19 protein-coding genes are annotated in these 23,675 nt (G+C 67.0%); 12 read left to right on the top strand and 7 right to left on the bottom strand.

Going from position 1 to position 23,675, the window contains the following annotated elements:
• Positions 1 to 99: 99 nt before the first annotated feature.
• The 9 genes from BMX93_RS07040 to BMX93_RS07000 all read left to right on the top strand — a co-directional run bounded on the left by BMX93_RS07040 (position 100) and on the right by BMX93_RS07000 (position 10,021).
• The gene (locus tag BMX93_RS07040; RefSeq protein WP_091969477.1) at positions 100 to 2,958 is read left to right on the top strand and encodes an Rne/Rng family ribonuclease; all 2,859 of its coding nucleotides are present in this window, start codon (positions 100 to 102) and stop codon (positions 2,956 to 2,958) included.
• A gap of 307 nt (positions 2,959 to 3,265) precedes the next feature.
• Positions 3,266 to 3,574 (top strand): 50S ribosomal protein L21, encoded by a 309-nt coding sequence (gene rplU / locus BMX93_RS07035; RefSeq protein ID WP_091969475.1) that lies wholly within the window; start codon positions 3,266 to 3,268, stop codon positions 3,572 to 3,574.
• A gap of 10 nt (positions 3,575 to 3,584) precedes the next feature.
• Positions 3,585 to 3,872, top strand: coding sequence for a 50S ribosomal protein L27 (gene rpmA, locus BMX93_RS07030; RefSeq protein ID WP_091969473.1), 288 nt, complete (start codon positions 3,585 to 3,587; stop codon positions 3,870 to 3,872).
• A gap of 209 nt (positions 3,873 to 4,081) precedes the next feature.
• Positions 4,082 to 5,725, top strand: coding sequence for a GTPase ObgE (gene obgE, locus BMX93_RS07025; RefSeq protein WP_091969471.1), 1,644 nt, complete (start codon positions 4,082 to 4,084; stop codon positions 5,723 to 5,725).
• The gene (gene proB / locus BMX93_RS07020) at positions 5,709 to 6,872 is read left to right on the top strand and encodes a glutamate 5-kinase (protein ID WP_425438769.1); all 1,164 of its coding nucleotides are present in this window, start codon (positions 5,709 to 5,711) and stop codon (positions 6,870 to 6,872) included. Before obgE ends, proB begins: the two co-directional genes overlap by 17 nt.
• A gap of 52 nt (positions 6,873 to 6,924) precedes the next feature.
• A complete protein-coding gene (locus tag BMX93_RS07015) occupies positions 6,925 to 8,166 on the top strand; it encodes a glutamate-5-semialdehyde dehydrogenase (RefSeq protein ID WP_091969468.1) in 1,242 nt (413 codons plus the stop codon).
• Between the two features lie 45 nt (positions 8,167 to 8,211).
• Complete coding sequence (gene nadD, locus BMX93_RS07010; protein WP_281245648.1) at positions 8,212 to 9,012, top strand: nicotinate-nucleotide adenylyltransferase; 801 nt, start codon at positions 8,212 to 8,214, stop codon at positions 9,010 to 9,012.
• Entirely contained in the window at positions 9,012 to 9,392 is a 381-nt protein-coding gene (gene rsfS / locus BMX93_RS07005; RefSeq protein WP_091969466.1) for a ribosome silencing factor, read from the top strand. Before nadD ends, rsfS begins: the two co-directional genes overlap by 1 nt.
• Positions 9,389 to 10,021: a histidine phosphatase family protein gene (locus BMX93_RS07000; RefSeq protein WP_218139258.1), complete on the top strand. Its 633-nt coding sequence runs from the start codon at positions 9,389 to 9,391 to the stop codon at positions 10,019 to 10,021. Before rsfS ends, BMX93_RS07000 begins: the two co-directional genes overlap by 4 nt.
• A gap of 12 nt (positions 10,022 to 10,033) precedes the next feature.
• Here BMX93_RS07000 and BMX93_RS06995 read toward each other — a convergent pair whose 3' ends face one another.
• The 4 genes from BMX93_RS06995 to BMX93_RS06980 all read right to left on the bottom strand — a co-directional run bounded on the left by BMX93_RS06995 (position 10,034) and on the right by BMX93_RS06980 (position 15,363).
• Positions 10,034 to 10,873, bottom strand: a complete 840-nt coding sequence (locus BMX93_RS06995) for a transglutaminase family protein (RefSeq protein WP_091969464.1) — start codon at positions 10,871 to 10,873, stop codon at positions 10,034 to 10,036.
• Between the two features lie 3 nt (positions 10,874 to 10,876).
• Positions 10,877 to 11,800, bottom strand: a complete 924-nt coding sequence (locus BMX93_RS06990) for an alpha-E domain-containing protein (protein ID WP_218139257.1) — start codon at positions 11,798 to 11,800, stop codon at positions 10,877 to 10,879.
• Complete coding sequence (locus tag BMX93_RS06985; RefSeq protein WP_091969561.1) at positions 11,797 to 13,386, bottom strand: circularly permuted type 2 ATP-grasp protein; 1,590 nt, start codon at positions 13,384 to 13,386, stop codon at positions 11,797 to 11,799. Before BMX93_RS06985 ends, BMX93_RS06990 begins: the two co-directional genes overlap by 4 nt.
• Before the next feature lie 192 nt (positions 13,387 to 13,578).
• Positions 13,579 to 15,363: an SLC13 family permease gene (locus tag BMX93_RS06980; protein ID WP_091969463.1), complete on the bottom strand. Its 1,785-nt coding sequence runs from the start codon at positions 15,361 to 15,363 to the stop codon at positions 13,579 to 13,581.
• Between the two features lie 331 nt (positions 15,364 to 15,694).
• Between BMX93_RS06980 and BMX93_RS06975 the strand changes: the two genes are divergently transcribed.
• Together BMX93_RS06975 and BMX93_RS06970 are read left to right on the top strand one after the other, a co-directional pair.
• Positions 15,695 to 17,110 carry an MFS transporter gene (locus tag BMX93_RS06975; RefSeq protein ID WP_245725775.1) on the top strand — a complete coding sequence of 472 codons (1,416 nt, stop codon included), beginning with the start codon at positions 15,695 to 15,697 and terminating at the stop codon, positions 17,108 to 17,110.
• A 148-nt stretch (positions 17,111 to 17,258) separates the two neighbouring features.
• Positions 17,259 to 17,996 (top strand): HAD-IIA family hydrolase, encoded by a 738-nt coding sequence (locus tag BMX93_RS06970; RefSeq protein ID WP_218139260.1) that lies wholly within the window; start codon positions 17,259 to 17,261, stop codon positions 17,994 to 17,996.
• Positions 17,997 to 18,082: 86 nt separating this feature from the next.
• Here the strand turns inward: BMX93_RS06970 and BMX93_RS06965 are convergent, their stop codons facing one another.
• A complete protein-coding gene (locus tag BMX93_RS06965) occupies positions 18,083 to 20,629 on the bottom strand; it encodes a glycogen/starch/alpha-glucan phosphorylase (RefSeq protein ID WP_091969447.1) in 2,547 nt (848 codons plus the stop codon).
• A 108-nt stretch (positions 20,630 to 20,737) separates the two neighbouring features.
• Positions 20,738 to 21,517, bottom strand: a complete 780-nt coding sequence (locus BMX93_RS06960) for an SDR family NAD(P)-dependent oxidoreductase (RefSeq protein ID WP_218139256.1) — start codon at positions 21,515 to 21,517, stop codon at positions 20,738 to 20,740.
• Between the two features lie 236 nt (positions 21,518 to 21,753).
• On the opposite strand from BMX93_RS06960, the gene ppk2 reads away from it, so the two are divergent.
• A complete protein-coding gene (gene ppk2 / locus BMX93_RS06955; protein ID WP_091969445.1) occupies positions 21,754 to 22,674 on the top strand; it encodes a polyphosphate kinase 2 in 921 nt (306 codons plus the stop codon).
• 4 nt (positions 22,675 to 22,678) lie between these two features.
• Here ppk2 and BMX93_RS06950 read toward each other — a convergent pair whose 3' ends face one another.
• Positions 22,679 to 23,665: a LysR family transcriptional regulator gene (locus tag BMX93_RS06950; protein ID WP_091969443.1), complete on the bottom strand. Its 987-nt coding sequence runs from the start codon at positions 23,663 to 23,665 to the stop codon at positions 22,679 to 22,681.
• Between the last annotated feature and the right edge of the window lie 10 nt (positions 23,666 to 23,675).

Raw genomic sequence — 23,675 nt, 5'->3', positions numbered from 1 at the left:
CGACCGCGGGGGACCGCCAGGCGCCTGCGGAATCCGCCAGCTTTTGTCGCACTGATCTGCGACTGACCTGCACCCATTGAGGTGCAAGAGGAGCACCACATGCTCGATGAAGCCACGTCCACGTCCTCCAGCGAACCCGATGACGGGTTGCCCCGACCGCCGCGCGGGCGACGCGCCGCCAGTAGGCCGGCGGGACCGCCGGAGGTCTTCGCGGGGCCGTCGGGCACGCGCCCGATTCTCGATGCCCCCGCGGGGCGCCACGGCGAGATCACCGCAGGTGAGTCCGCGCCCGGTCTGGGGAGCCTCGACGAGGATGCGGGGACGAATCCGACCGCCGGCACAACCCAGACCGACACCGCTGCGACCAGCACCCCCGATGCTTCCACGGACGCCGGCGCCGCGCTGGCCGAGCCCACCCGAGCGGGCCTGACGGCCCACGAGGCGGAGCCCGAGCCGGTGACGGACGACGAGACCCACGCCGGGACCACGGCGGATGCCGAGACCCACGACGAGACCCACGCCGGGACCACGGCGGATGCCGAGGTGGTGACCGACGACGGGCCGTCCTCCCAGCCAGTGTCCGGCGAACACGCCTCCAGCGACTCGGCCGGGGGATCTGTCGACGAACCGGCGGGCGAGCGGGCCGGTGACAGTGCCGTCGAGGAGGATCCGGTGGCGGCGGCGATCGCCGCCGTGATGCGCGAGGTCGGCCCGAAGAGGACCCGCACCCGCAAGGCCGCCAGGACCACTGCCGTGCGGACCTCAGCTCACGGTGAGCCGGCCAACGCGGTCGCTTTGTCCGAGGAGCCCCAGGGGCAGGAGAACTCGAAGGAACCGGACGAGCCCGAGGCCGCACGGCCCAAGCGCCGGCGCGGCCAGCGCCGCCGCGTCGAGCCCGCACCCGAGGCCGAGTCCATGCGCAGCGCCCCGGCGGAGGATGTGGACTCCGCGATCGCGGAAGCGGAGAAGAGCGTCCGGAGCCGAGGCCGTCGGCGCAAGACCGTCCAGCCCGGCTCCCCGGCGCAAGCCGATGAGGCAGACATCCCGGCCGACAAGGAGGCAGTGCTGGAATCGCTCGTCGCGGCGATTTCCGGCGACGAGACACCTGCCGTCTCGCGGCCGGCGGACGAGGAGACTCCCGAGGAGACCGAGGAAGGCCCTGAGGAGACCGAGGAGGAGGAATCCGAGCCGGACTCCGAGGACGCCGATTCCACCCCCCGACGCCGCCACCGTCGTCGCGGCGGACGCCGCCGCCGGCGAGGCGCGGATGTGGGGGATGAGGAATCCGAGGACGAGCAGCCTGGCTCGGACAAGGACGAGACGGACGAAACCGAGGAGGCGGACCCCGCGGACCAGGGCGACAACGCCGAATCGGCCGGCTCGCAGCACCGTCGTCGTCGCCGTCGTCGCCGCCACTCCGATGAGACCACGGGAGCCGAGGAGGACGGTTCGGACAGCCTGGCCCCCCGATTGCACGAATCGGGCCACAACCTGGCCGACGAGGTGACCGGTATCGAAGGGTCGACACGGCTGGAGGCCAAGCGGCAGCGCCGTAAGCAGGGCCGGGCGGCCGGTCGCCGTCGTGCACCGATCCTCACCGAGGCCGAGTTCCTGGCCCGTCGGGAGTCCGTCGACCGCAAGATGATCATCCGCCAGCGCGAGGACTACACCCAGCTGGCCGTCCTCGAGGACGGTGTCCTCGTGGAGCACTATGTCGACCGCAAGGCGTCCACCTCGTTGATCGGCAACATCTACCTCGGCAAGGTGCAGAACGTGCTGCCCAGCATGGAGGCTGCCTTCATCGACATCGGGCGTGGACGCAATGCCGTGCTCTATGCCGGCGAGGTGAATTGGGATGCCATGGAGAATCCGGGCGGTGCCCACACCATCCAGTCGGCACTGACCCCCGGGCAGACACTGCTGGTACAGGTGAGCAAGGATCCGATCGGCGCCAAGGGCGCCCGTCTCACCGCGCACATCTCACTGCCGGGGCGCTATGTCGTCTACTCTCCCGACGGGCATCTGTCGGGGATCAGTCGCAAGCTGTCCGATGCCGAGCGCCACCGCCTCAAGAGCATCGTCAACGGGGCGGTCGACGAGTCGGCCTCGGTCATCGTGCGCACGGCCGCGGAGGGTGCCACCGAGGAGGCGCTGCACCAAGACGTCGAGCGGCTCAAGGCCCAGTGGGCGGTCATCCAGAAGAAGGCCTCCTCGGGCAACGCCCCCCAGCAGCTCTATGCCGAGCCGGATCTCACCTTGAGGATCGTGCGCGATCTGTTCACCGAGGATTTCAGTGAACTCGTCGTGGCCGGCAATGGTGGCCCCGAGGATGCCTTCGAGACCATCGACGGCTATGTCGAGCACGTGGCCGGTTCGCTGCGTGAGCGCCTGCATCGCTGGGATCCCGAGAAGGGGGATCCTTTCTCGGAGTACCGCATCGACGAGCAGATCTCCAAGGCGCTGGAGCGCAAGGTCTTCCTTCCCTCCGGCGGTTCGCTGGTCATCGACCGCACCGAGGCGATGAATGTCATCGACGTCAACACCGGAAAGTTCATCGGCTCGGGTGGCAATCTCGAGGAAACCGTGACGAAGAACAACCTGGAGGCGGCCGAGGAGATCGTGCGCCAGATGAGGTTGCGTGACCTGGGCGGCATCATCGTCGTCGATTTCATCGACATGGTGCTTCCCGCCAACCGTGAACTGTTGCTGCGCCGCCTTGTGGAGTGCCTGGGGCGCGACCGGACCCGCCATCAGGTGAGCGAGGTGACCTCGCTCGGGCTGGTGCAGATGACGCGCAAGCGGATCGGCACCGGGCTTGCCGAGGCGTTCACCGAGGAGTGCGAGGCCTGTGGCGGTCGCGGATACGTGCGACACGACGAGCCGGTCGAATCACAGGCGCCGGCCGACGGCGGTGACCGTCATCGCAAGGGTTCACACCGCTCGCGTGGCGGGAAGTAGCCCGGGTGCCCAGCGGTGGAGGCCGCGCCGCAGTTTGACCACGACCGGACCGAGACGGTAATCTTGCCCCTCGGTGCGTTCGCCAACACGGGGTCTTTCGACCCCGCACGGAGTGGACGCGGGACCGGTGCCATCGGCGGATTCGGCGAATCAGTTCGCTGATACTGCCTGGCAGATGCAGGCAGGTCGGCTGAGCCGATTGCAGGAATGATGTCGGCGTGGCCGGCACAGGATCAGGATGTCGGCTGTGCCGGCAGGAACCGAGCGAAGCCGCCGAAGGCGGTTCGGAAGAGGGAGTGGGTCAGTCATGTACGCGATCGTGCGCAGTGGCGGCCGCCAGCACAAGGTGGCAGTGGGCGACGTCGTGGAGATCGACAAGATCTCCGACGAGGTCGGCAGCAGTGTGGCGCTCGAGCCGGTGCTCGTGGTGGACGGCAAGGAGATCACCACCGACAAGGATGCTCTTGGCAAGGTCTCGGTGACAGCTGAGATCCTCGGCCCGTCCAAGGGCCCGAAGATCCATATCCTGAGGTTCAAGAACAAGACCGGTCATCGGCGTCACCAGGGACATCGTCAGCACTACACCCGGGTCAAAGTCACCGGAATCAACGCCTGAGGAGATACAGATGGCACACAAGAAGGCTGGTTCCAGCTCCCGCAACGGCCGCGACTCGAATGCCCAGCGCCTCGGAGTGAAGCGTTTCGGCGGTCAGCAGGTCAACGCCGGTGAGATTCTCGTCCGTCAGCGTGGTACGCACTTCCATCCCGGCGAGGGTGTCGGGCGGGGTTCGGACGACACGCTTTTCGCTCTCGTGGAGGGCAAGGTGGAGTTCGGAGTGAAGCGCGGGCGCCGAGTCGTGAACATCGACCCCACGCCCTCGCAGGAGCCGAAGACCGCGGAGCTCACCGCCTGACTCCCGATCACGGCATCGTGACCGTGACAGGTCGAGATGCCTGATCACGGCATACCCATCCATCGTACGGGGGGCCGGTCTTGCGACCGGCCCCTCGCGCTGTCCGCAGGTCGAGCCTGCTCCACAGCTGCGCTTCGCCGGGCACGGGAAAACTAGGATGGCACCACCGCATCGAGATGGCACCACCGCATCGAGCAGAAAGTCACCCTATGGCCATTCCTACATTCGTCGATCGCGTCCGTCTGCGCGTCAGCGCCGGTGACGGGGGAAACGGATGCGCCTCGGTGCACCGTGAGAAGTTCAAGCCGCTCGGCGGCCCCGACGGTGGCAACGGCGGGCGGGGTGGATCCGTCGTGCTGCGCGTCGATCCCAATGTGAACTCGCTGGTCGACTACCACCGCATCTCCGAGCGCAAGGCCGCCAATGGCCAGCCCGGCCGCGGCGACCATCAAGCGGGTTCGGCGGGCGACGATGTCGTCCTGCCGGTGCCCGAGGGCACCGTGGTGAGCGATATCGAGACCGGCGAGGTACTGGCCGATCTCACTGGCGCCGTCATCGAGGTCGTGGTCGCCCAGGGTGGCAATGGCGGTCTGGGCAACGAGGCACTCGCCTCGAAGGCGCGCAAGGCACCCGGGTTCGCGCTGCTCGGCGAAGAGGGTGAGAGTCGCGAGATCCAGCTCGAACTCAAGGTGGTGGCCGACGTCGGGCTGGTCGGGTTCCCCTCCGCCGGAAAATCCAGCATCATCGCCGCCATCAGCTCCGCCAAGCCTCGCATCGCCGACTACCCGTTCACCACCCTGGTGCCGAACCTCGGGGTCGTGAAGGCAGGCGATGTCACCTTCACCGTGGCCGACGTGCCGGGCCTCATCGAGGGTGCCTCGCTGGGTCGAGGGCTGGGCCACGACTTCCTGCGCCACATCGAGCGTTGCCGGGCGATAGTCCACGTCATCGATGCAGCCACCTACGAGCCGGGCCGCGATCCGTTGAGCGATCTGGACACCATCGAGGCCGAGTTGACGGCTCACGGCGGACTTGCGGACCGGCCCCGGCTGGTGGCCCTCAACAAGATCGACGTGCCTGACGCCCGCACGATCGCCGACATGGCCCGCCCCCAGCTCGAGGAGCGGGGATATCTGGTCTTCGAGACCTCGGCGAAGACCTCTGAGGGTCTCAACGCGCTGGTTTTCGCGATGGCTGGCCTGGTCAGCGAGCAGCGTGCCGCCCAGCCCCAGCCCGAGGAGGGCCACGTCGTCGTGCGACCCCAGCCGGTTGCCTCGTCGCAGGGCTTCACCATCCGCAAGATGGGCGACGGAGCGGGCGGCTTCGTCTGGCGGGTGCGCGGCGAGAAGCCAGAACGCTGGGTGCGTCAAACGGATTTCAGCAATGACGAGGCAGTCGGCTATCTAGCCGATCGCCTCAATCGCCTCGGCGTTGAGGACGAGCTGTTGAGCCTGGGTGCCCGGGCCCATGATGCAGTGGCCATCGGTGCCGGCGAGCATCCGGTTGTCTTCGACTTCGCGCCGCAGGTCGACGTAGGTGCCGAACTGCTCTCGCGGCGCGGCGAGGACCAGCGGCTGCTCGAGGAGCGGGCGTCGGTGCGCAGGCGCCGCGAACGCGATGCGGCGTACCACGCCGAGCGCTCGGAGATGATGGGTGACGACCGCACCGCCGACTGGCGCCGGGTGCGCGCCGAACACCTCGATGCCATCCGGGCGCAATCCGCAGACCGGCCGGGATCGGCCGAAGACGGGTCCGCTGACGAGGGTGAGGGTGTCGAGGTGGAGTGGACCTTCCATGATCCCGCCGACGAGCTGGAGGAGTACAGCGGAGCCGACCGTGACGACGAGCGCTGAACCCTCGATCGAATCCGAGGAGCAGGTGCGGGCGGCCATCGGCAATGCTCGGCGCATCGTGGTGAAGATCGGCTCGTCCTCGTTGTCCAGCGCCACCAAGGGCTTGGACGACGAGCGTCTCGACGAGCTCGTCGGCACGCTCTCGACCGCTCACGAAGGCGGACGCGATATCGTGCTCATCAGCTCCGGGGCGATCGCTGCCGGGCTGCGCCCGCTGGGCCTGAGCCGCCGGCCCCGCGACCTCGCCCATCAGCAGGCCGCCGCGGCGGTGGGCCAGGGTTTGCTCATGGAGCACTACGCGCAGGGCTTCGCCCGGCGAGGTATCCGGGTCGGGCAGGTGCTGCTCACCGTCGATGACGTGACTCGTCAGTCGAACTACCGCAATGCGCTGCGGACCTTCGGCACGCTGCTGCGGATGGGCGTCCTGCCCATTGTCAACGAGAACGACACGGTGGCCACCCACGAGATTCGCTTCGGCGACAATGACCGGCTCGCGGCACTCGTCGCGCAACTGGTTCGAGCCGATGCCATGGTGCTGCTCAGCGATGTCGACGCGCTGTACACCGCCCACCCCGACGACCCCGACGCGGTGCGGATCGGCTTCGTCCCCGACGTGGAGAATCTCCATGTGGACACCCATCGCCTTGGCAGCGCCGGGGTCGGCAGCGGTGGCATGACCACGAAGATCCAGGCCGCCCGAATCGCCGCGTGCGCCGGCATCCCGGTCATGATGGCCAAGGCCAAGGACGCCGCCAAGGCGCTGGCAGGCATCGATGGTGGCACCGTTTTCGCCCCTATCGACCACCGCCGGCCCAGACGGCTGCTGTGGCTTGCCTTCGCGTCCGAGGCACGAGGGCGGATTGTCCTCGATGCCGGGGCGGTGCGCGCCATCACCGGACGTCATGCCTCCCTGCTCGCAGCCGGCATCACCGGGATAAGCGGAGAATTCGCGGCGGGCGATCCGGTGGAGCTCGCTGCCGGCGACGGCAGCGTCATCGCGCGGGGCATCGTGAACTTCTCCAGCGAGGAGCTGCCGGCCATGTTTGGGCGCAATTCGGCAGAACTGGCCGCCGAGCTGGGGGTGGAGTACGAGCGGGAGGTCATCCACCGCGACATGCTCGTGCTCATGAACCACACCGGCATGTGAGTCGCCATCCGCCGAGGAGGAGCCTGTGGCGGCCGGATTGTAGGCTGGGCTGGTGCAGGTAACCGAGATCACTCCCCGCGCCCGTGCTGCGGCACGCATCCTCGCCGGTTCGGCGCGCCAGCTCAAGGACGCCGCTCTGGTATCGATGGCGCAGGCGTTGTTGGCCAACACGGACGCCGTGCTGGGCGCCAACAGACTCGATGTGGAGCGGGCACGGCAGTCGGGCACACCGGAGGCCATGATCGATCGGCTCAGCCTCAGCGCCGAACGGATCGCCGGCATGGCGAAGGGCCTGCGCGATCTCGCGGCTCTGGCCGACCCGGTGGGCCAGGTGGTCCGTGGCTGGGATCTGCCCAATGGCGTGCATGTCGATCAGCGTCGAGTTCCCTTCGGCGTGGTGGGAATCATCTATGAGGCCAGGCCCAATGTCACTGCGGATGCGGCCGGGATCTGCCTGAAGTCGGGCAACGCCACGCTGCTGCGGGGCAGTTCAAGCGCGCTGGAATCGAACCGAGCCGTCGTCACGGCCCTGCGCTGTGGCCTGGAGGACGCCGGGCTGCCTTCCGACGCGGTGAACCTCGTTGAGGGTGGGCATGAGACGACCCAGCAGATGATGGCGGCCCGGGGTCAGATCGATGTGCTCATTCCGCGTGGCGGTGCGGGACTGATCCGCACCGTCGTCGAGGACTCGCAGGTGCCGGTGATCGAGACGGGCACCGGTAACTGCCACCTGTTCGTGGATGCCAGTGCCGATCGGGCGCTGGCCCTGCGAGTGATCCTCAACGCCAAGACCCAGCGTCCCAGCGTGTGCAATGCCCTGGAGACACTGCTCGTGCACCGCCAGATCGCCGCGAGCTTCCTGCCAGCGGCCGTTGATGCGCTGCGCGAGGCCGGCGTCACGGTGCACGGTGACGAGGCCAGCGTGGCGATGGACGAGCGCATCGTGCCGGCAGGCGAGCACGAGTACGAGGCCGAATACCTCTCCCTCGATCTCGCGTGCCGGGTGGTGGACGATCTCGACGCCGCAGTGGCGCACATCCGCAGATACTCCACTGGCCATTCGGAGACCATCATCACCAATGATTTGGCAAGCCAGCGTCGCTTCACCTCCGAGGTCGACGCGGCAGCCGTGCTCGTCAACACCTCAAGCCGCTTCGTGGACGGCGGCGAGTTCGGCTTCGGTGCCGAGATCGGCATCTCCACCCAGAAACTGCATGCCCGCGGCCCCATGGGCCTGACAGAGATGACAACGACGAAGTATGTCCTGACCGGCGAGGGCCAGGTGCGCGCGTGAGCTCGCCCTCGGCACTGCAGGCTCGTCTTTCGATAGGCTGAACGCATGCCCGAACAAGCCCCTCCGCCGCTCGGCTCCGGTCAGGGTGGGTCCGGAGGCGATGAGCACTCGGGCCTGGATCTGGGACTGGCTCGCACGAACACCTGGCGGCGCTACCGGCTCGGCGTGATGGGCGGCACCTTCGACCCGATCCATCACGGCCACCTGGTGGCGGCCAGTGAGGTGGCTGCCCGCTTCGATCTCGACGAGGTGGTTTTCGTGCCCACCGGCGTTCCCTGGCAGAAGGCCGGCCGGCGGGTCAGCAAGGGGGAGGACCGTTATCTCATGACGGTCATCGCGACGGCCTCGAACCCCCAGTTCACCGTGAGCCGGGTCGACATCGACCGGGCGGGCAACACCTATACCGTCGACACGCTGCGCGACATCAGGGCCGAACGCGGCGGCAACCTGGACCTGTACTTCATCACCGGAGCCGATGCGCTGCGCTCGATCCTCACCTGGCGTGGTGCCGATGAGCTGTTCGACCTGGCGCACTTCGTCGGGGTCACCCGACCGGGCGTGAACCTGCACCGCAGCGATCTCTCCCACCTGCCCTCGGACAAGGTGACCTTGCTCGAGGTGCCTGCCCTGGCGATCTCTTCCACCGAGTGCCGTACCCGGGTCGCAGCGGGCCTGCCGCTGTGGTATCTGGTGCCCGACGGGGTCGTGCAGTATGTCGCCAAGCGGGGCCTGTACACCGAGGCAAATGAATCCCAGATCCTGCGGCCCGATCCGGTCCCTCAGGGCACGGTTGACGCACGCAGTGAGCGGCCCGCTGGTTCGCTGCAGAAGGAGGAGAATCGCTGATGGCGGCCACGGAGCACGCCTTGGAGATCACCCGGGTGGCAGCCCAGGCGGCGTCGGACAAGCTGGCAGTGGACATCGTGGGGCGCGATGTGAGCGAGCAACTCGCCATCGCCGACACCTTCCTCATCGTCTCGGGGCGAGGCGAGCGCCAGGTGGGGGCCATCGTCGACGCCATCGAGGATGCCCTGCTGGATGTGGGGGAGCACACGCTGCGCCGGGAGGGCCACGGCGCGAATCGCTGGGTGCTGCTCGACTACGGCGATCTGGTGGTCCACGTCTTCCACATCGAGGACCGGGCCAGCTACGGACTGGAAAGGCTCTGGCGCGACTGTCCCGAGCTGCAATTACCCGTTATCGACCACGAGGAGGGTGCCTCGTGAGCGCACCGACACGCCTGGTGCTGTGGCGTCACGGCCAGACAGACTGGAATCTGGCCAGCCGCTTCCAGGGACAGACCGATGTGCCGCTGAACTTCACCGGCATCAACCAGGCGCGCGAGGCGGCACCCAAGGTGGCTGCCCTGCATCCCGATGCCATCGTCAGTTCCCCGCTGCAGCGCACCACGACTACTGCCGACGCGCTGGCCGAGCTCACCGGGCTCGCGGTGGCCACCGACGAGCGGCTCATGGAGATCGACGTCGGCAGCTGGGCGGGACGGACCTTCGCCGATATCGCCGCCGAGGGCGGCATCGACCCGCGTGACTCCAGCCTGGTCGACAGGCGCTATTCGCCCACCGGCGAGACGCGCACCGAGGTCGGCCGGCGGGTGGGTGCCGCCTTGCGAGAGATCGCGTCGGCCCATCCCGGCCAGACAGTGGTCATTGTGAGTCACGGCGTGTCGATCCGGATGGGTGCCGCGGCGCTGTGCGGGCTGAGCTACGCCCAGGCCCACGAACGGGGCTCCATCAAGAACTGCTCGTGGACCATCCTCGAACCCCGTCAGGGGCGCTGGCGGATCGTCGCCTGGAATCTCAGCGCCTTCGAGGACGGCCCCGACACGGACTACTGAGCTCCCGACCGATCACGCGAGTCGGGTCATCCGCACTTCGACGAACATCTGCGAGCTGGCCCTGCCCCGGAACATGCCCTTCAGGGGAGGCACATCGCGGTAGTCGCGCCCCACCCCGACCTGCACATGGGACTCGGTGGGGACGGTGTCGTTCGTCGGGTCGAAACCCACCCACGCGCCGTTCCACCACTCCACCCAGGCATGGGACTCCCCGACCACCTCGGTGCCGATCGGCGCGTCCTCGCTGCCCATCACATAGCCAGACACGTACCGGCAGGGGATCGCCAGGTGGCGCAGCGCACCGATCGTCAGATGGGCGTAGTCCTGGCAGACTCCCTTGTGGGTGGCCCATGCCTCGGCCGCGGTGGTGTTGACCGTCGTCGTTCCGGAGGCATAGTGCAATGACCGGTTCACGAGCTCGGCGACACCGCGGCCGCACTCGTCCACGGTGACGGCGTGCGCGGCGATCTCCTCGGCCTTGCTCGCCAGCTCGGGGCCAGGATCGACCAGGGGGGTGATCGTCAGGTACTCGTTCCAGCGATCGCGGACGGATTCGAGGTCCTCGCGGCGAAGAGAACTGGAGACGGGAGGCCGGCGCGTCACATCGAGCGAGGTCTCCACCCGGATCGTCATGACATCGTGGGGCTCATGGAGTTCGAAGGAGGTCACCTGAGTGCCCCAGTAGTCGATGCTGGAGTACGACCACGGGGTGGGGGAGATGAGCACCGAACGTTCCCGGATGAGCTGTTCGGGGGTGTACCTCGGCTGCATCCGGATCTCGTTGAAGGAGTCGCTGACCGGTTCCGAGTAGCGGTAGCCAGTGGTGTGGACGATCCGCAGCGTGGTGGTCATCGCTCACCTCTCCTTCCACTCGGGAGCCAGGGCGCCCTCGAAGTAGCGGGTGGTCAAGGCCTGGGTGGCCTGTTTGCACACATCGGTGAGGCGTGTCGTGGTGGCACCCAGGGTGGCCATCACGTCGTGCTCGGCATCGTATTCCACATTCGCGCACGCCCGCCCGAGCAGCCGTTGCGCGTCGTCCTCGAATCCTGAGCGCAGCACAGTAGGGTCCAGCGCCGCCAATGACTCCTGTGCCCGGCCCAGGCAGTGCACGACCGAGCGGGGGAAGAGCCGGTCGCGCATGAGGAAATCCACCGCGGCAGCGAGCGTGTCCTCGCGTCCCCGGGTGACGACGAAGGCCTGCTGGGCCCCGCAGGCGCGCAGCACCACATTGTGGGTTGCTGGCCGTGGTGGCGCTACGACCGTCGCATAGAGGATCCGGCTCGTCATATCGGTCCGCTCGATATAGCGTCCGGCGGCGAGGAAGTACCAGGCCTGGTCGCGGGTCATGGTGTCCGAGAGGGTGCCGACGATCATCGACGTGAAATCGCGTACCTCGCGGCAGGCCTCGGCTGGGCGGAGGTGATCCAGACCCCCGAACTGGATCACTCGCCAGGAACGGTTGATGGCCTCCCAGGTGGAGGTGGAGAGGATCTCGCGGCATCGGCGAGCGCTCTCGCGGCAGTTCGCGAAGGTCGTGACGATCGACAGCGGCGACTTCGGGTTGAGCCCGAGGGTCTCCCAGACATCCTCGAAGGTGAGGCAGTCCAGCGGCTGGGCCCCCATGGCCCGGCACAGCGACGAGCCGAAGTTCATGCCATGGGGCCCGGTCGCCGTCGATCCCAGATCGAGGTGGACCTCCAGGACCCGGGCCTGGTCGCTGGCCCTCTCGACATAGCGCCCGATCCAGAACAGCGACTCGGCGATCCTGCTGAGCATCATGGGGCACCCACCTCAGTCCTGACCTGTTGTTGCTGCTGTTGTTGCTGCTGTTGGTGTTCGGCCTCGTCGGGTGCCTCATCGCTGTGGGAGACCTCGGGCTGGCCAGGTGCGCGCTCCTCGTGGGATTCGGCTGGCACCGGCTCGTTGCCCCAGGCATCTGCGTTGAGCACCCAGGTGTCCTTCGAGCCGCCACCCTGGGAGGAGTTCACGATGAACTGGCCTTCCTTCAGGGCTACCCGTGTCAGGCCGCCCGGCAGCACCCACATGTCCTCACCGTCATTGACGACGAAGGGTCGCAGGTCCACATGACGGGGGCGCAGCACACCATCGGCCATGGTCGGCACCGTGGAGAGCTGGACGAGTGGCTGGGCGATCCACCCACGCGGCGACTCCAGCACCTTCGTGCGCACCGCATCGATCTCCCGGCGGCTGCACTGCGGGCCTATCACGATGCCCTTGCCGCCCGAGCCGTCCACCGGCTTGACGACCAGCTCATCGAGGCGATCGACGACCTCCGCCAGATGCTCCGGCTCCTCCAGACGCCAGGTACGCACATTGGGCAGGATCGGATCCTCATGGAGGTAGTAGCGGATCATGTCGGGCACATAGGAGTAGACGAGCTTGTCGTCGGCCACACCGTTTCCGATGGAGTTCGCGATGGTCACATTGCCGTTGGCCTGCGCGGACAGCAGTCCCGCGCAGCCGAGCACCGAATCGGTGCGGAACTGCACGGGGTCGAGGAAGTCGTCGTCCACCCGGCGATAGATGACGTCGACGCGCTGGAGACCGTCGGTGGTGCGCAGGTACACGGTGCCATGCCGGGCCACGAGATCACGGCCTTCGACCAGCGGAACGCCCATCGTGCGTGCCAGCAGGGTGTGCTCGAAATAGGCCGAGTTGTGCACTCCTGGGGTGAGCACGACGATATTGGGGTCCGGCACGCCCGCAGGGGCGGCCTTGACCAAGGCGGCCCGCAACCGGGCGGGGTAGTCGTCCACGCGCCGAACGCCATATCGCCCCATCACCTCGGGCAGGGCGGCTGCCGTGGCCTGCCGGTTGGTCAGCACATAGGAGACCCCCGAGGGGATCCGGACATTGTCCTCCAGGATCCGCCACACCCCCTGGCCGTCGCGGATGCAGTCGATTCCAGCCACGTGGATCCGTACTCCATTGACAGGTGTCTGACCGGAGATGGCGCGGACGAAGTGCGCGGACGTGGTCACCAGGGCCCTGGGCATGACGCCGTCGTCGAAGATCTTGCCTGGACCGTACACATCGGCGAGAAAGTGCTCGAGCACCCGGACACGCTGCTTGAGCCCGGATTCGATGTGGCCCCATTGGGCGACATCGATGATCCGGGGCACGATGTCGACGGGAAAGGGTTCCTCCTGACCGCTGAAGTCGAAGGTGACTCCGGTGTCCAGATAGCGCGAGGCGAGATAGCCGGCGCGCTGGCGGACCTCGTCGGCGCCCTGTTCGTCGAAACCCTTCGCGAGTTCGCCATAGAGCTCTCGGACCCCCTCGGGGCCGACCATCTCATCAAAGGTCTTTTCCGCGACGGGATAGCCACTGAGCAAGGAACTCATGCCCGCAATGTATTGGCCGAGATTCCCGTAGTGTTTCGACCAGATGTCGAATGTGAAAAACGACCGGTGCGACGAGCCGAGGGTGGGCGAGCCGCCCACGGCCGCGCTCAACCGGGGCTGCGGTCACCTCGCGAGATGCCAGCGCATCTGGTCAGGGCTGCGGTGGGGCAGGTGGCTCGCCACCTGTGGGGCTCACCACACCATGGGGACGACAAGGATGCCCACCGCCGCCCAGACGACCATCGTCACTGCGCCGAACTTCCAGTAGTCACCGAAGTGGTAGCCGGCTGCTGCCCCCACCATCATATTGGCGGGCGTGGCGATCGGGGTGAGGACCGAGGCTCCCGAAGCCACCGCGAGCGACATGAGCATGAGGCGCGGATCGGTTCCGGTCGTCTGGGAAATGGCCGTGACGATAGGCAGCATCACCAGGGCGGTCGCAGTATTGGAGATCACCTGGCCCAGCGCGGCCGTCACCACGAACAGTACGGCGAGGATCTCGATCAACCCACCGGAGCGGGCGAACCGGACGACCAGGTGCGCCACGATATCGGCTGCCCCCGAGACCCTGATAGCCACCGACAAGGAGATGAGGCCGCCGATGAGCACCACCGTCTGCCAGGAGATCGCACGATATGCCTCCGGCACGCTCACCACCCCGGTGAGCACGAGGGCACAGGCGGCAAGCAGCCCGGCTACCGCCGGTGCCACATAGCCGCTTGCCAGCAGGATGACCATCCCCGCGGTGATAGCGGCGGTCCAGCGGGCATTGCGGCCCATCGGGGCGATCTGGCGGCGGACCTCCTCGGGGGAATCGATGAGGAGGACCTCCTCGTCGTCCTCGAGCCGGAAGATCGCGGGCCACGAGCCGTGCAGCAGCAGGGCATCCCCCACCCGCAGCCGCACCGGCGTTGTGCCGCTGGCCTTCTCGCGGCGCCGAACGGACAGCACCGTGGTCCCGCCACGCTGCATGCCGGTGACGAACAACTGGCCGATCAGCGGCGAACGCGGCGGCACGATCACCTCGGCGAGCCCGACATGCTCATGGATCAGCTGGGACTTGTCCTGGCGGGTCAGCGGCGCCATCTCGATGCTCAGACCCATTGACTCGGCCAGCCGCCGGACCTCGTCGCCGGGTCCAGTGGCCAGCAGGATGTCGCCGGGTTGCAGCACCTCGTCGGTGCCGCGGATCTCCTCGGCCCTCGATTGCGCCGCATACACCCGCACAGATGCAGTACGCAGGCCCTCGACGGTCAGTCCTCGCTGTGTGCTCTCCTTCACCAAGAGGTGGAAGAAGCCCTGTTCGATCTCGTACTCGTCGAGCAGGGTGTCCAGGTGGGCCCCGAAATCCTTGCTTATGGACGCATCGCGGCTGGTGGGGATGAGCCTGCCGCAGACGATCGCCACGAGAACTGTGCCTGCCACCAGGATGATCCCGGCCCTCGCGAACTCGAAGAAGCCGAAACCGGCACCACTGACCTCGCGGGCGGTCTCGGAGACCATGACATTAACGGCGGAGCCGCTGAGGGTCAGCAGGGCGCCGGCGCTGGCGGCGAAGGCAACTGGCATGAGCAGCGCCGCGGGTCGCTGATGCGAGGACCGTGCGGCGGCCAGGGTGATGGGGATCATCGCGGCCGCCGCGCCATTGGGCGAGATGAGGGCGCTGAGCATGGCGGTGACCACCATGACCGCCACGAGGAGGCGAACATGCCCGCCGCCGGCTCTCCCTGTGATCTGGCGGCCTGCCCAGGCGGTGATCCCGGACTTCTCGAGGCCCTCGCTCACCACGAAGAGGGTGGCGATGAAGATGACGGCCGGATCGCCGAAGCCGGCCAGCGCAGTGGGCAGATCGATGATGCCCAGGGCGGGCAGTGCAAGTGCAGTGAGGATCGCGACCACCCCGACCGGAAGTCGGTTGGAGATGAACAGCGCCACACTGACCGCAAGGACGATCAGCGTTGTCACCGAGTCGGCCATCTCAGCTCCCGATTCACTGTGGCTGATCCGCACATGCAGTGCCCCATACGCCGTGCCATCACCCGCGGTGCGAGCGCCCTCGTCGCTCGCACACGAGGCGGCGTCAGCGTAACACCGGCCGAAGCAAGAAGCCCCCCTGCGAGAGACGACAGCATGCGAGACGACAGCATGCGAGACGACAGCGGGTGTGCCGTGACGGAGGGCACGCAGGGCACGGACTACTCTCGGTGCGTTGCCGGTGCGTGGAGACAGCTGCGGTACAGGTAGGTGCGGAAGGTCGTGGGATGACAGCTCTTGAGCTCAGCGGTCGATGTCGAGCGGAAGGCCGGTCGTGAGCGGTGGCGCCGGGCCCGGCTCACGTCCCAGTGGCGAGTCGCCTGCCGGTCGTCCCCGCATCGGGGTGCTGCGTCCCTGGCTGGTGCTCGCCATCTGTTGCATGTCCCTGTTCATCGTGGGCATGGACAACACGATCGTCAATGTGGCCCTCCCGTCGATCCAGCGCGAGCTGGGTGCCGGTGTCAGCGAGCTGCAGTGGGTCGTGGACGCCTATCTGCTCGTGCTCGCCTCGCTGCTGATCTTCTCCGGCTCTCTGGGGGACCGCCTGGGACGAGCGAGGGTCTTCCGCTATGGGCTGGCGCTGTTCGCCCTGGCCTCCTTGTCGTGCGGTCTGGCGCCCAATACCGGCATTCTCGTGCTGTGCCGGGCGCTGCAAGGGGTGGGCGGCTCGATGCTCAACCCGGTGGCGCTGTCCATCATCCGCGAGACCTTCGAGGATCCCAGGCGCCGGGCCCAGGCGATCGGTGTGTGGGGCGGGGTGATCGGCATCTCAATGGGTGTCGGCCCGGTGCTGGGCGGCTTCCTGGTGCAGTTCGTCACCTGGCGGGCCGTCTTCTACATCAATGTGCCGATCGCCCTGCTCGCCATTGTTCTCACCATCGCATTCGTGCCCGACTCGCGTGCGCGCCACGCTCGCCGCGCCGACCCGGTGGGCCAGATGCTTGTCTTCCTCACCCTCGTCGCCCTGACCTTCGGGGTCATCGAGGCGCCGCGGCTGGGCGGCGCTTCGATGGTCATCCTCGGCGCGTTCGCCATCGCGCTGATCTGCGGTGTGGCACTGGTGCGCTGGGAGCTGCGCCGTGACGAGCCACTCATCGAGATGCGGGTCTTTCGCAGTCCCGATTTCGCCGCCGCGACAGCAATCGCTGTACTGGCCTTCTACGCTCTGGGCGCCTATATGTTCCTGCTCACCTTGTATCTCCAGGACACCCGGCACTACAGCGCCGTGCAGGCTGGGCTCTTCCTGCTGCCCAATGCCCTCGTCATGCTCTTTGCCGCCCCCCTGTCGGGGCGGCTGGTCGGCGCCCTCGGCCCCCGCCCCTCGCTGCTCATCGGCGGGATCAGCCTGACCTTGGCCTCGCTCATGCTCACCCGGTTGGGGGTGGGCACGGGCGACTGGTGGATTCTGGCGGCCGGAGCCCTCATGGGGCTCGGCTCCGGCTCGGTGAACGCGCCGATCACCAATACCGCTGTCTCGGGTCTGCCAGCGTCCCAGGCAGGTGTGGCGGCTGCCATCGCGTCGGCGAGCAGACAGGTCGGCTCGGTGCTGGGCGTCGCGGTGGCCGGCATGTTGGCAACCAATACTGCCCATGCCCTGGGCACCGACCAGGGAGCCTGGCTGACGCTTGTCGGATGCGGCATCGCCGTCGTCGCGGTGACCATCCTCACGGTGCGCCACCGCAGGCAATGAGGCCCTGAGGTCCCAGACAGCTGAGGAGCGGGCCTGCTGGTGAGAGCCGGTGACCACGCGGCGGGAAGGGATTGCCCTGAGGCGGGCGTGCGTGCGGGATACTTGGTGTGTGGTAGACCGATCCGAGATTGAATGCTGGCTCACCGATATGGACGGCGTCCTGGTGTGGGAATCCCAGGCCCTCCCGGGCGCAGGCGAACTCATCGAGCAATGGAAGTCGCGAGGACAGCGTTTCCTCGTGCTCACGAACAACTCGATGTTCACTCCCCGCGACCTGTCCGCTCGGCTCCATCAGGCGGGTATTCAGGTGCCCGAGGACCTCATCTGGACGTCTGCGCTGGCGACGGCTCGCTTCTTGCAGACCCAGCGTCCCGGTGGCCGGGCCTATGTCATCGGTGAGTCCGGTCTCACCACGGCCCTGCACGAGGCGGGTTATATCCTCACCGACATCGATCCGGACTATGTCGTGCTCGGCGAGACGCGGTACTACTCCTTCGAGGCCATCACGAAGGCGATCCGTCTCGTGCTCGGGGGTGCCCGCCTCATCGCCACGAATCCGGATGCGACCGGGCCCAGTGCCGAGGGGCCGGTGCCGTCCACGGGAGCTATCGGTGCGCTCATCTCCAAGGCGACCGGCTTCGAGCCCTATTGGGTCGGCAAGCCGAATCCCATGATGTTCCGGCTGGCGATGTCGAAGGTGGGTGCGCACTCGGAGACCACCGGGATGATCGGCGACCGGATGAACACGGACGTCATCGCGGGTATCGAGGCCGGAGTCCATACCGTGCTGGTGCGCACCGGGATCTCCGACGACGCCGAGATCGCGAAATACCCCTTCCGACCCAACGAGATCCTCGATTCAGTACGAGACCTTCTCGACCAGTGAACGCGGGGCCACCGCCGTCCAGGGGTGGCCCCACCGTCGCTGCTCGTGCCGTTGGCCATCGTGCTGCGAGCGCGCAGCGCTGTTCGTCAGATGGCGCTGGCGTGCCAGATCTCGCGGAGGTAGTCGCCCATCGCACGATCTGAAGAGAAGAATCCGCAGCGAGCCACGTTGAGAATCGCCTTCTTGGTCCATTCCTCCTCGTCGGCGAACGCCTCCCGGACCCTCAGCTGGGCCTCCATATAGGACTGGAAGTCGGCGAGCACCATGAATCGGTCCTCGTTGAGCAGGCTCGACACGATGGGCGCGAAGGCCTCGCGGTTGCCGTTCGAGAAGATCCCAGAGCTGATGAGGTCGAGGGCCGCGCGCAGCTGCGGATTCGACTCGTAGTACTGACGCGGCCGGTACCCCGAATCGCGCAGCGCCGCCACTTCCGGCTCGCTCAGGCCGAACAGGAAGAAGTTCTCGTCGCCCACCAGGCGCCGGATCTCGACATTCGCGCCATCATCGGTGCCGATGGTGAGGGCCCCGTTGAGCGCCAGTTTCATGTTCCCGGTGCCCGAGGCCTCGAGCCCGGCCAATGAGATCTGCTCGGAGAGGTCCGCCGCTGGGATCAGCCTCTCCGCGAGCGTCACATTGTAGTTGGCTGGGAAGGCGATCTTGAGCCTGCCCTCGAGCCGCGGATCGGTGTTGATCACCGATCCCACCGCATTGATGAGGTGGATGATCTCCTTGGCCATCCAATATCCGGGGGCTGCCTTGGCGCCGAAGATGACCGTGCGAGGCTGCAGCTGCGAGGCGGTGATCTCACCGGAGAGTACCTGTTCGTACAGGCTCACGACGTGCAGCAGCTTGAGCGTCTGCCGCTTGTACTCGTGCAGGCGCTTGATCATGATGTCCACCAGATGCCCCGGGGGCAACTCGATGCCGTCGCGAGCCCGAAGAATGTCGGAGGCGTGAACCTTCGCCTTCTGCTTCACCTCGCGGAATGCCCGGCGGAAGTCGGGATCCTGGGCGTAGGGCTCGAGCTCGGCCAGGCGCTCCAGGTCGGTCACCCAGCCCACGCCCAGGGTGTCGCTGATCAGCTCGGACAGCCACGGGTTGGCCAGGCAGATGAACCTGCGCGGGGTGATCCCGTTGGTGACATTGGTGAACTTCTCGGGCCACAGCTCGTCGAAATCGTGCAGCACCTTGTCCGCCAGGAGCTGGGAGTGCAACTCGGCGACACCGTTCACCTTCGTGCCCGCCACGGTGGCCAGGAAGGCCATCCGGACCGAGCTGTTCGGGTCATCGCTGATGATGGACATATTGCGCACGCGCTGCTCGTCGCCCGGGAAACTTGCCCGCACCTCGTCGAGGAAGTCCGCATTGATGCGCCGGATGATCTCCAGATGACGCGGGAGCAGGCGTCCCAGGAGCTCGGTGGGCCACACCTCGAGAGCCTCGGGAAGCAGGGTGTGGCAGGTATAGGCGAAGCACTGCTTGGTGATCTGCCAGGCCTCGTCCCACTCGAAATGGCGCTCGTCGACCAGGATGCGCATCAATTCGGGCACTGCAATGACCGGATGGGTGTCGTTGAGCTGGAAAATGATGCGCTCGGGCAGCTGGTGAAGATCGAAATCCGGGCCCAGCACGCGTTCGATGAAATCGCGGATCGAGCAGGCGACGAAGAAGTACTGCTGCTGCAGGCGCAGCTCGCGGCCCTGTGGCGTGGAGTCCTCCGGGTAGAGCACCTTGGTGATGTTCTCGGCGAAGGTCTGGGCGCGCACCGCCTCGGGATAGTCACCCGAGTTGAACAAGGCCAGGTCGAAGGCGTTGGTGGCCTTGGCGCTCCACAACCGCAAGGTGTTCACCTTGCCGTTGTGATATCCCGGGACCATGTAGTTGTAGGGAACGCCCACGACATTCCAGTCGGGGACCCAGCGGGTGCGCTGCACACCGCCGTCGTCATAGGTTTCGGTATGTCCACCGAAGTTCACCTGCACGGAGGCCTCGGGGTGCGGGAACTCCCAGGGATTGCCCAGCGCGAGCCAGGGGTCCGGCTGCTCCACCTGGCGGCCGTCGACGAAGCTCTGCTTGAAGATGCCGTATTCGTAGCGGATCCCGTAGCCGATGCAGGGAATGCCCATTGTCGCCAGCGAGTCGACGAAACAGGCGGCCAGCCGGCCCAGGCCGCCATTGCCCAGTCCGGGTTCGACTTCCTGGGCCCGCAGCCTGGCCAGATCGAGCCCGCACCCCCTCATGGCCTCCTCGGCGACCTCGCCCAGGTCGGTGGCGAGCAGCGCATTGCCGAGCTGGCGTCCCAGCAGGTACTCGGCGGACAAATATCCGATGGCCTTCGAGCCGCTCTCGGCGTAGTGCCGTGAGGTCTCGAGCCAGCGGGTCATGAGATACTGGCGGACCGTGCGGGCCAGGGCGAGGTACTGGTCGTTGACGGTCGAACGCGACAGCGTGACTCCCTGACCGGTGTTCAGCTCCTGGAGGAAGACTTTCACGAAGGCGTCGACGGAGTGCTGCGGTGTGGCCACCGGAGCCTTCGCCAGTGCGTGCGTGGGTGGAGAGCTGGGCCCGATGTGATCGATTTCGGTGTCGGGGCTCTCATCGGCTGGTACAGGCAGGACGACATCAGCGCTCATGATTCACACGCTAATCGACATCCGCGGACCATGACGAATGTCCGTCCAGTAGATCCTGTTCAGTGCGTGGACATGTTCTGATCAGGTGAGACATCCCGCGATCATGGCTCAGCGCGGCCGGGAGATCTGGCGTTCGACGACGGCCATCACGAGACGGGTGGGCAGGAATCTCACGAGTGCGCTCTGGATGCGGTTGAACGCTCCGACCACTGCCGTGGGGCGCGGGGCACCATGAGCCAGCTCGGCGAAGGTCAGGTCGACGACCTGCTGCGCGGTGACCCGCTGTCCCAGCGCCGCGGAGTAGGAGCCGGCGAGCTCGAAGAACTCGGTGTTCGCGGGGCCAGGTGCGACAGTGAGCACCCGAATGCCGCTGCCCTTGGCTTCTCGCCACAGCGCCTCGGTCAACGCGCGTACATAGGCCTTCGTTGCCGCGTACACCGCGAAGCCCGGGAGCGGCTGAAAGGACGCCGTGCTCGAGACGTTGACAATGATGGCGTCCTCGCTGCCGGCCAGCTGAGGCCACAGCAGTCTCGTGAGCATCGTCAGGGCCGTGACATTCACCGCGATCTGCTGCTCGATCCGCTGTGGATCGGTCTGCCCGAAGGCAGCCACGCTGCCCAGGCCCGCATTGTTCACGAGGGCCGAGATGCGCAGTTCGCGCCGGGCGAGTTCGTCGACCAGCTGCTGGGCTGCCCCGGGCTGCGAGAGGTCTGCGGGCAGGACGAGCGCGTTCGCTCCGCGCGTACCCAGCTTTTCGGCCAATCTCTCCAGTCGCTCTGCCCGCCGGGCGACCAGGATCACGTCATAGCCTTCCTCGGTGAAGCGGTGCGCGAAGCGTTCCCCGAAGCCGGAACTGGCACCGGTGATGAGGGCTAGTGGACGTGACATGTGAACTCCGATTCCGAGGCGCCGCGCGCCGGGTATGGGCATGGGGGGACCGCGTGGGGCGAGGACACCGAACCCGGGCCGGGCAGCTGGCCGGCCGTACCACTGTGATGCTAGAGCTCCTCGCCTGCCCAGAGGATGCCTCACCGGCCGGCAGATTCACTGCCCGTTTGCCCTGCCGACACCCTCTCGACAGTGCCTGGCAGTAGTCTCCCACGCAACGACGGAGGAGGGCACCGGTGTCAGAGCTCGAGGATGTCCAGCCAGCGGTGGACGAGAACCTACGGGAATTCATCGATCGCCTCGTTGCCCAGGGCTACACGGTCGTCGACGGCGATTCCCCCGATCCTCAGCTCATCGATCCCGGCGGCCGGGCCGTGGAGACCTGGAGCGAGAACTACCCCTACCCCAGGTTGCTCGATCGCGAGGTCTACGAGCACGAGAAATACCTCCTGCAGATCGAGATGCTCAAGCTGCAGTACTGGTGCGAGGACAACGGGCGGCGCGTGGTCGTCATCTTCGAGGGCCGCGACGCGGCGGGTAAGGGAGGCACGATCAAGCGGTTCACCGAACACCTCAACCCTCGCGGCGCGCGGGTGGTGGCGCTGGCCAAGCCCACGAGCGTCGAGCAGGGCCAGTGGTACTTCCAGCGCTATGTGGAGCATCTGCCCACCTGCGGGGAGATCGTGTTGTTCGACCGGTCCTGGTACAACCGTGCCGGGGTGGAGCGGGTGATGGGTTTTTGCAGCGATGAGGAGTACGGGGTCTTCATGAAGCAGGTGCCCGAGTTCGAGAGGATGCTCGTCGACTCGGGCATCCATCTCACGAAGTTCTGGTTCTCGGTCACCCAGCGCGAGCAGCGCACCCGCTTCGCCATCCGCCAGATCGACCCGGTGCGCCGCTGGAAGCTCTCGGCGATGGATCTGGAGTCCCTGGGGCGCTGGGACGCGTACACCCGGGCGAAGGAAGCGATGTTCACCGCCACCGACACCGATCACGCCCCGTGGATCACGGTGCGCAGCAATGACAAGAAGCGGGCGCGGCTCAACGCCATGCGCTACTTCTTGAGCCAGTTCGACTATGAGGGCAAGGACGAGCAGGTCGTCACTGCGCCCGATCCGCTCATCGTGAAGCGTGCCCGCGACACGATCGGCGATTGAGCGATCAGGGACGGATCTCGCCGGGTGAAGCGCTGAGCTCGGTGCCGACCGCTCGGCCGCCATGATCTGCCGCCCGTTCGGGGCGGATCGTCCCCGCGCACGGTGAGCTCTCGTCGGCAGCCCGCTCGCGCACTATGGCGATCCAGGCCTTGGCGGCGGGGGAGAGATGGGCGCCTTCGCGCCATACCAGATGGATGCCCCACTCCAGATGCTCATCGAGCGGCACAGCCACGACATCGGCCAGCGGATGATTGTCGAGCACGAGCTCGGGCAGCAGCGTCACTCCCATCCCCGCCTCGACGAGATCGATGAGGAAGTCGGCCTGCGTGCTGCGGGTAGTGGTGCGCGGGATGATCTGGGCGCGGCTGAGGGCATCGGCGACGATCTGGTTGAGGGCGAAATCCTGGCTCAGGAGCAGGAAGGACTCGTGAGCCAGATCGCGCAGATGCAGGGACGCGTGCCTCGCCAGCGGGTGGTCGCGCCGGATGAGGACGACCAGGGGCTGGCTGTCCACCAGCATGCTGGTGACGCCCTCGGTGTGCTGGGCAATCGTCGCGGCGATTTCGACCTCACCCGAGGCAACGCCCTCCAGGAGGCGCTGGCTGCCGTGCTCGGTCAGTTCCACATCGATGCCCGGGTAGCGCTGGCGGAAGGTGGCCAGGCTGTGCGCGAAGAGCGGGCCGGCGCCGACGCGCGGCAGACCCAGTCGAAGGGTCCCGCGTCGCAGGCCGCGCAGGTCGTCGAGTTCCTCCTCGAGACTCTGGCGCTCGAGCATCATCCGCAGAGCGCGCCGGTAGACCAGTTCGCCGGCCTGGCTCAGCCGGCGACGGTGATGGGCATCGCGTTCCAGGAGGGTGAAACCGCACTCGGATTCCAGGCCTTTCACGGCCTTGCTCACCGCCGACTGGCTGACCCCACAGGCTTGCGCTGCCTCGGTGAAGCCACCGTGTCGCACGATCTCGACGAACAGGCGCAACGCCTTGTATTCCATGATGGAATCG

Origin of the sequence: Propionibacterium cyclohexanicum (assembly GCF_900111365.1) — a bacterium.
Lineage (GTDB): Bacteria > Actinomycetota > Actinomycetes > Propionibacteriales > Propionibacteriaceae > Propionibacterium > Propionibacterium cyclohexanicum.
Note: the sequence above shows the minus strand (reverse complement) of the source record. Positions and strands in the feature narration are given on the sequence as shown.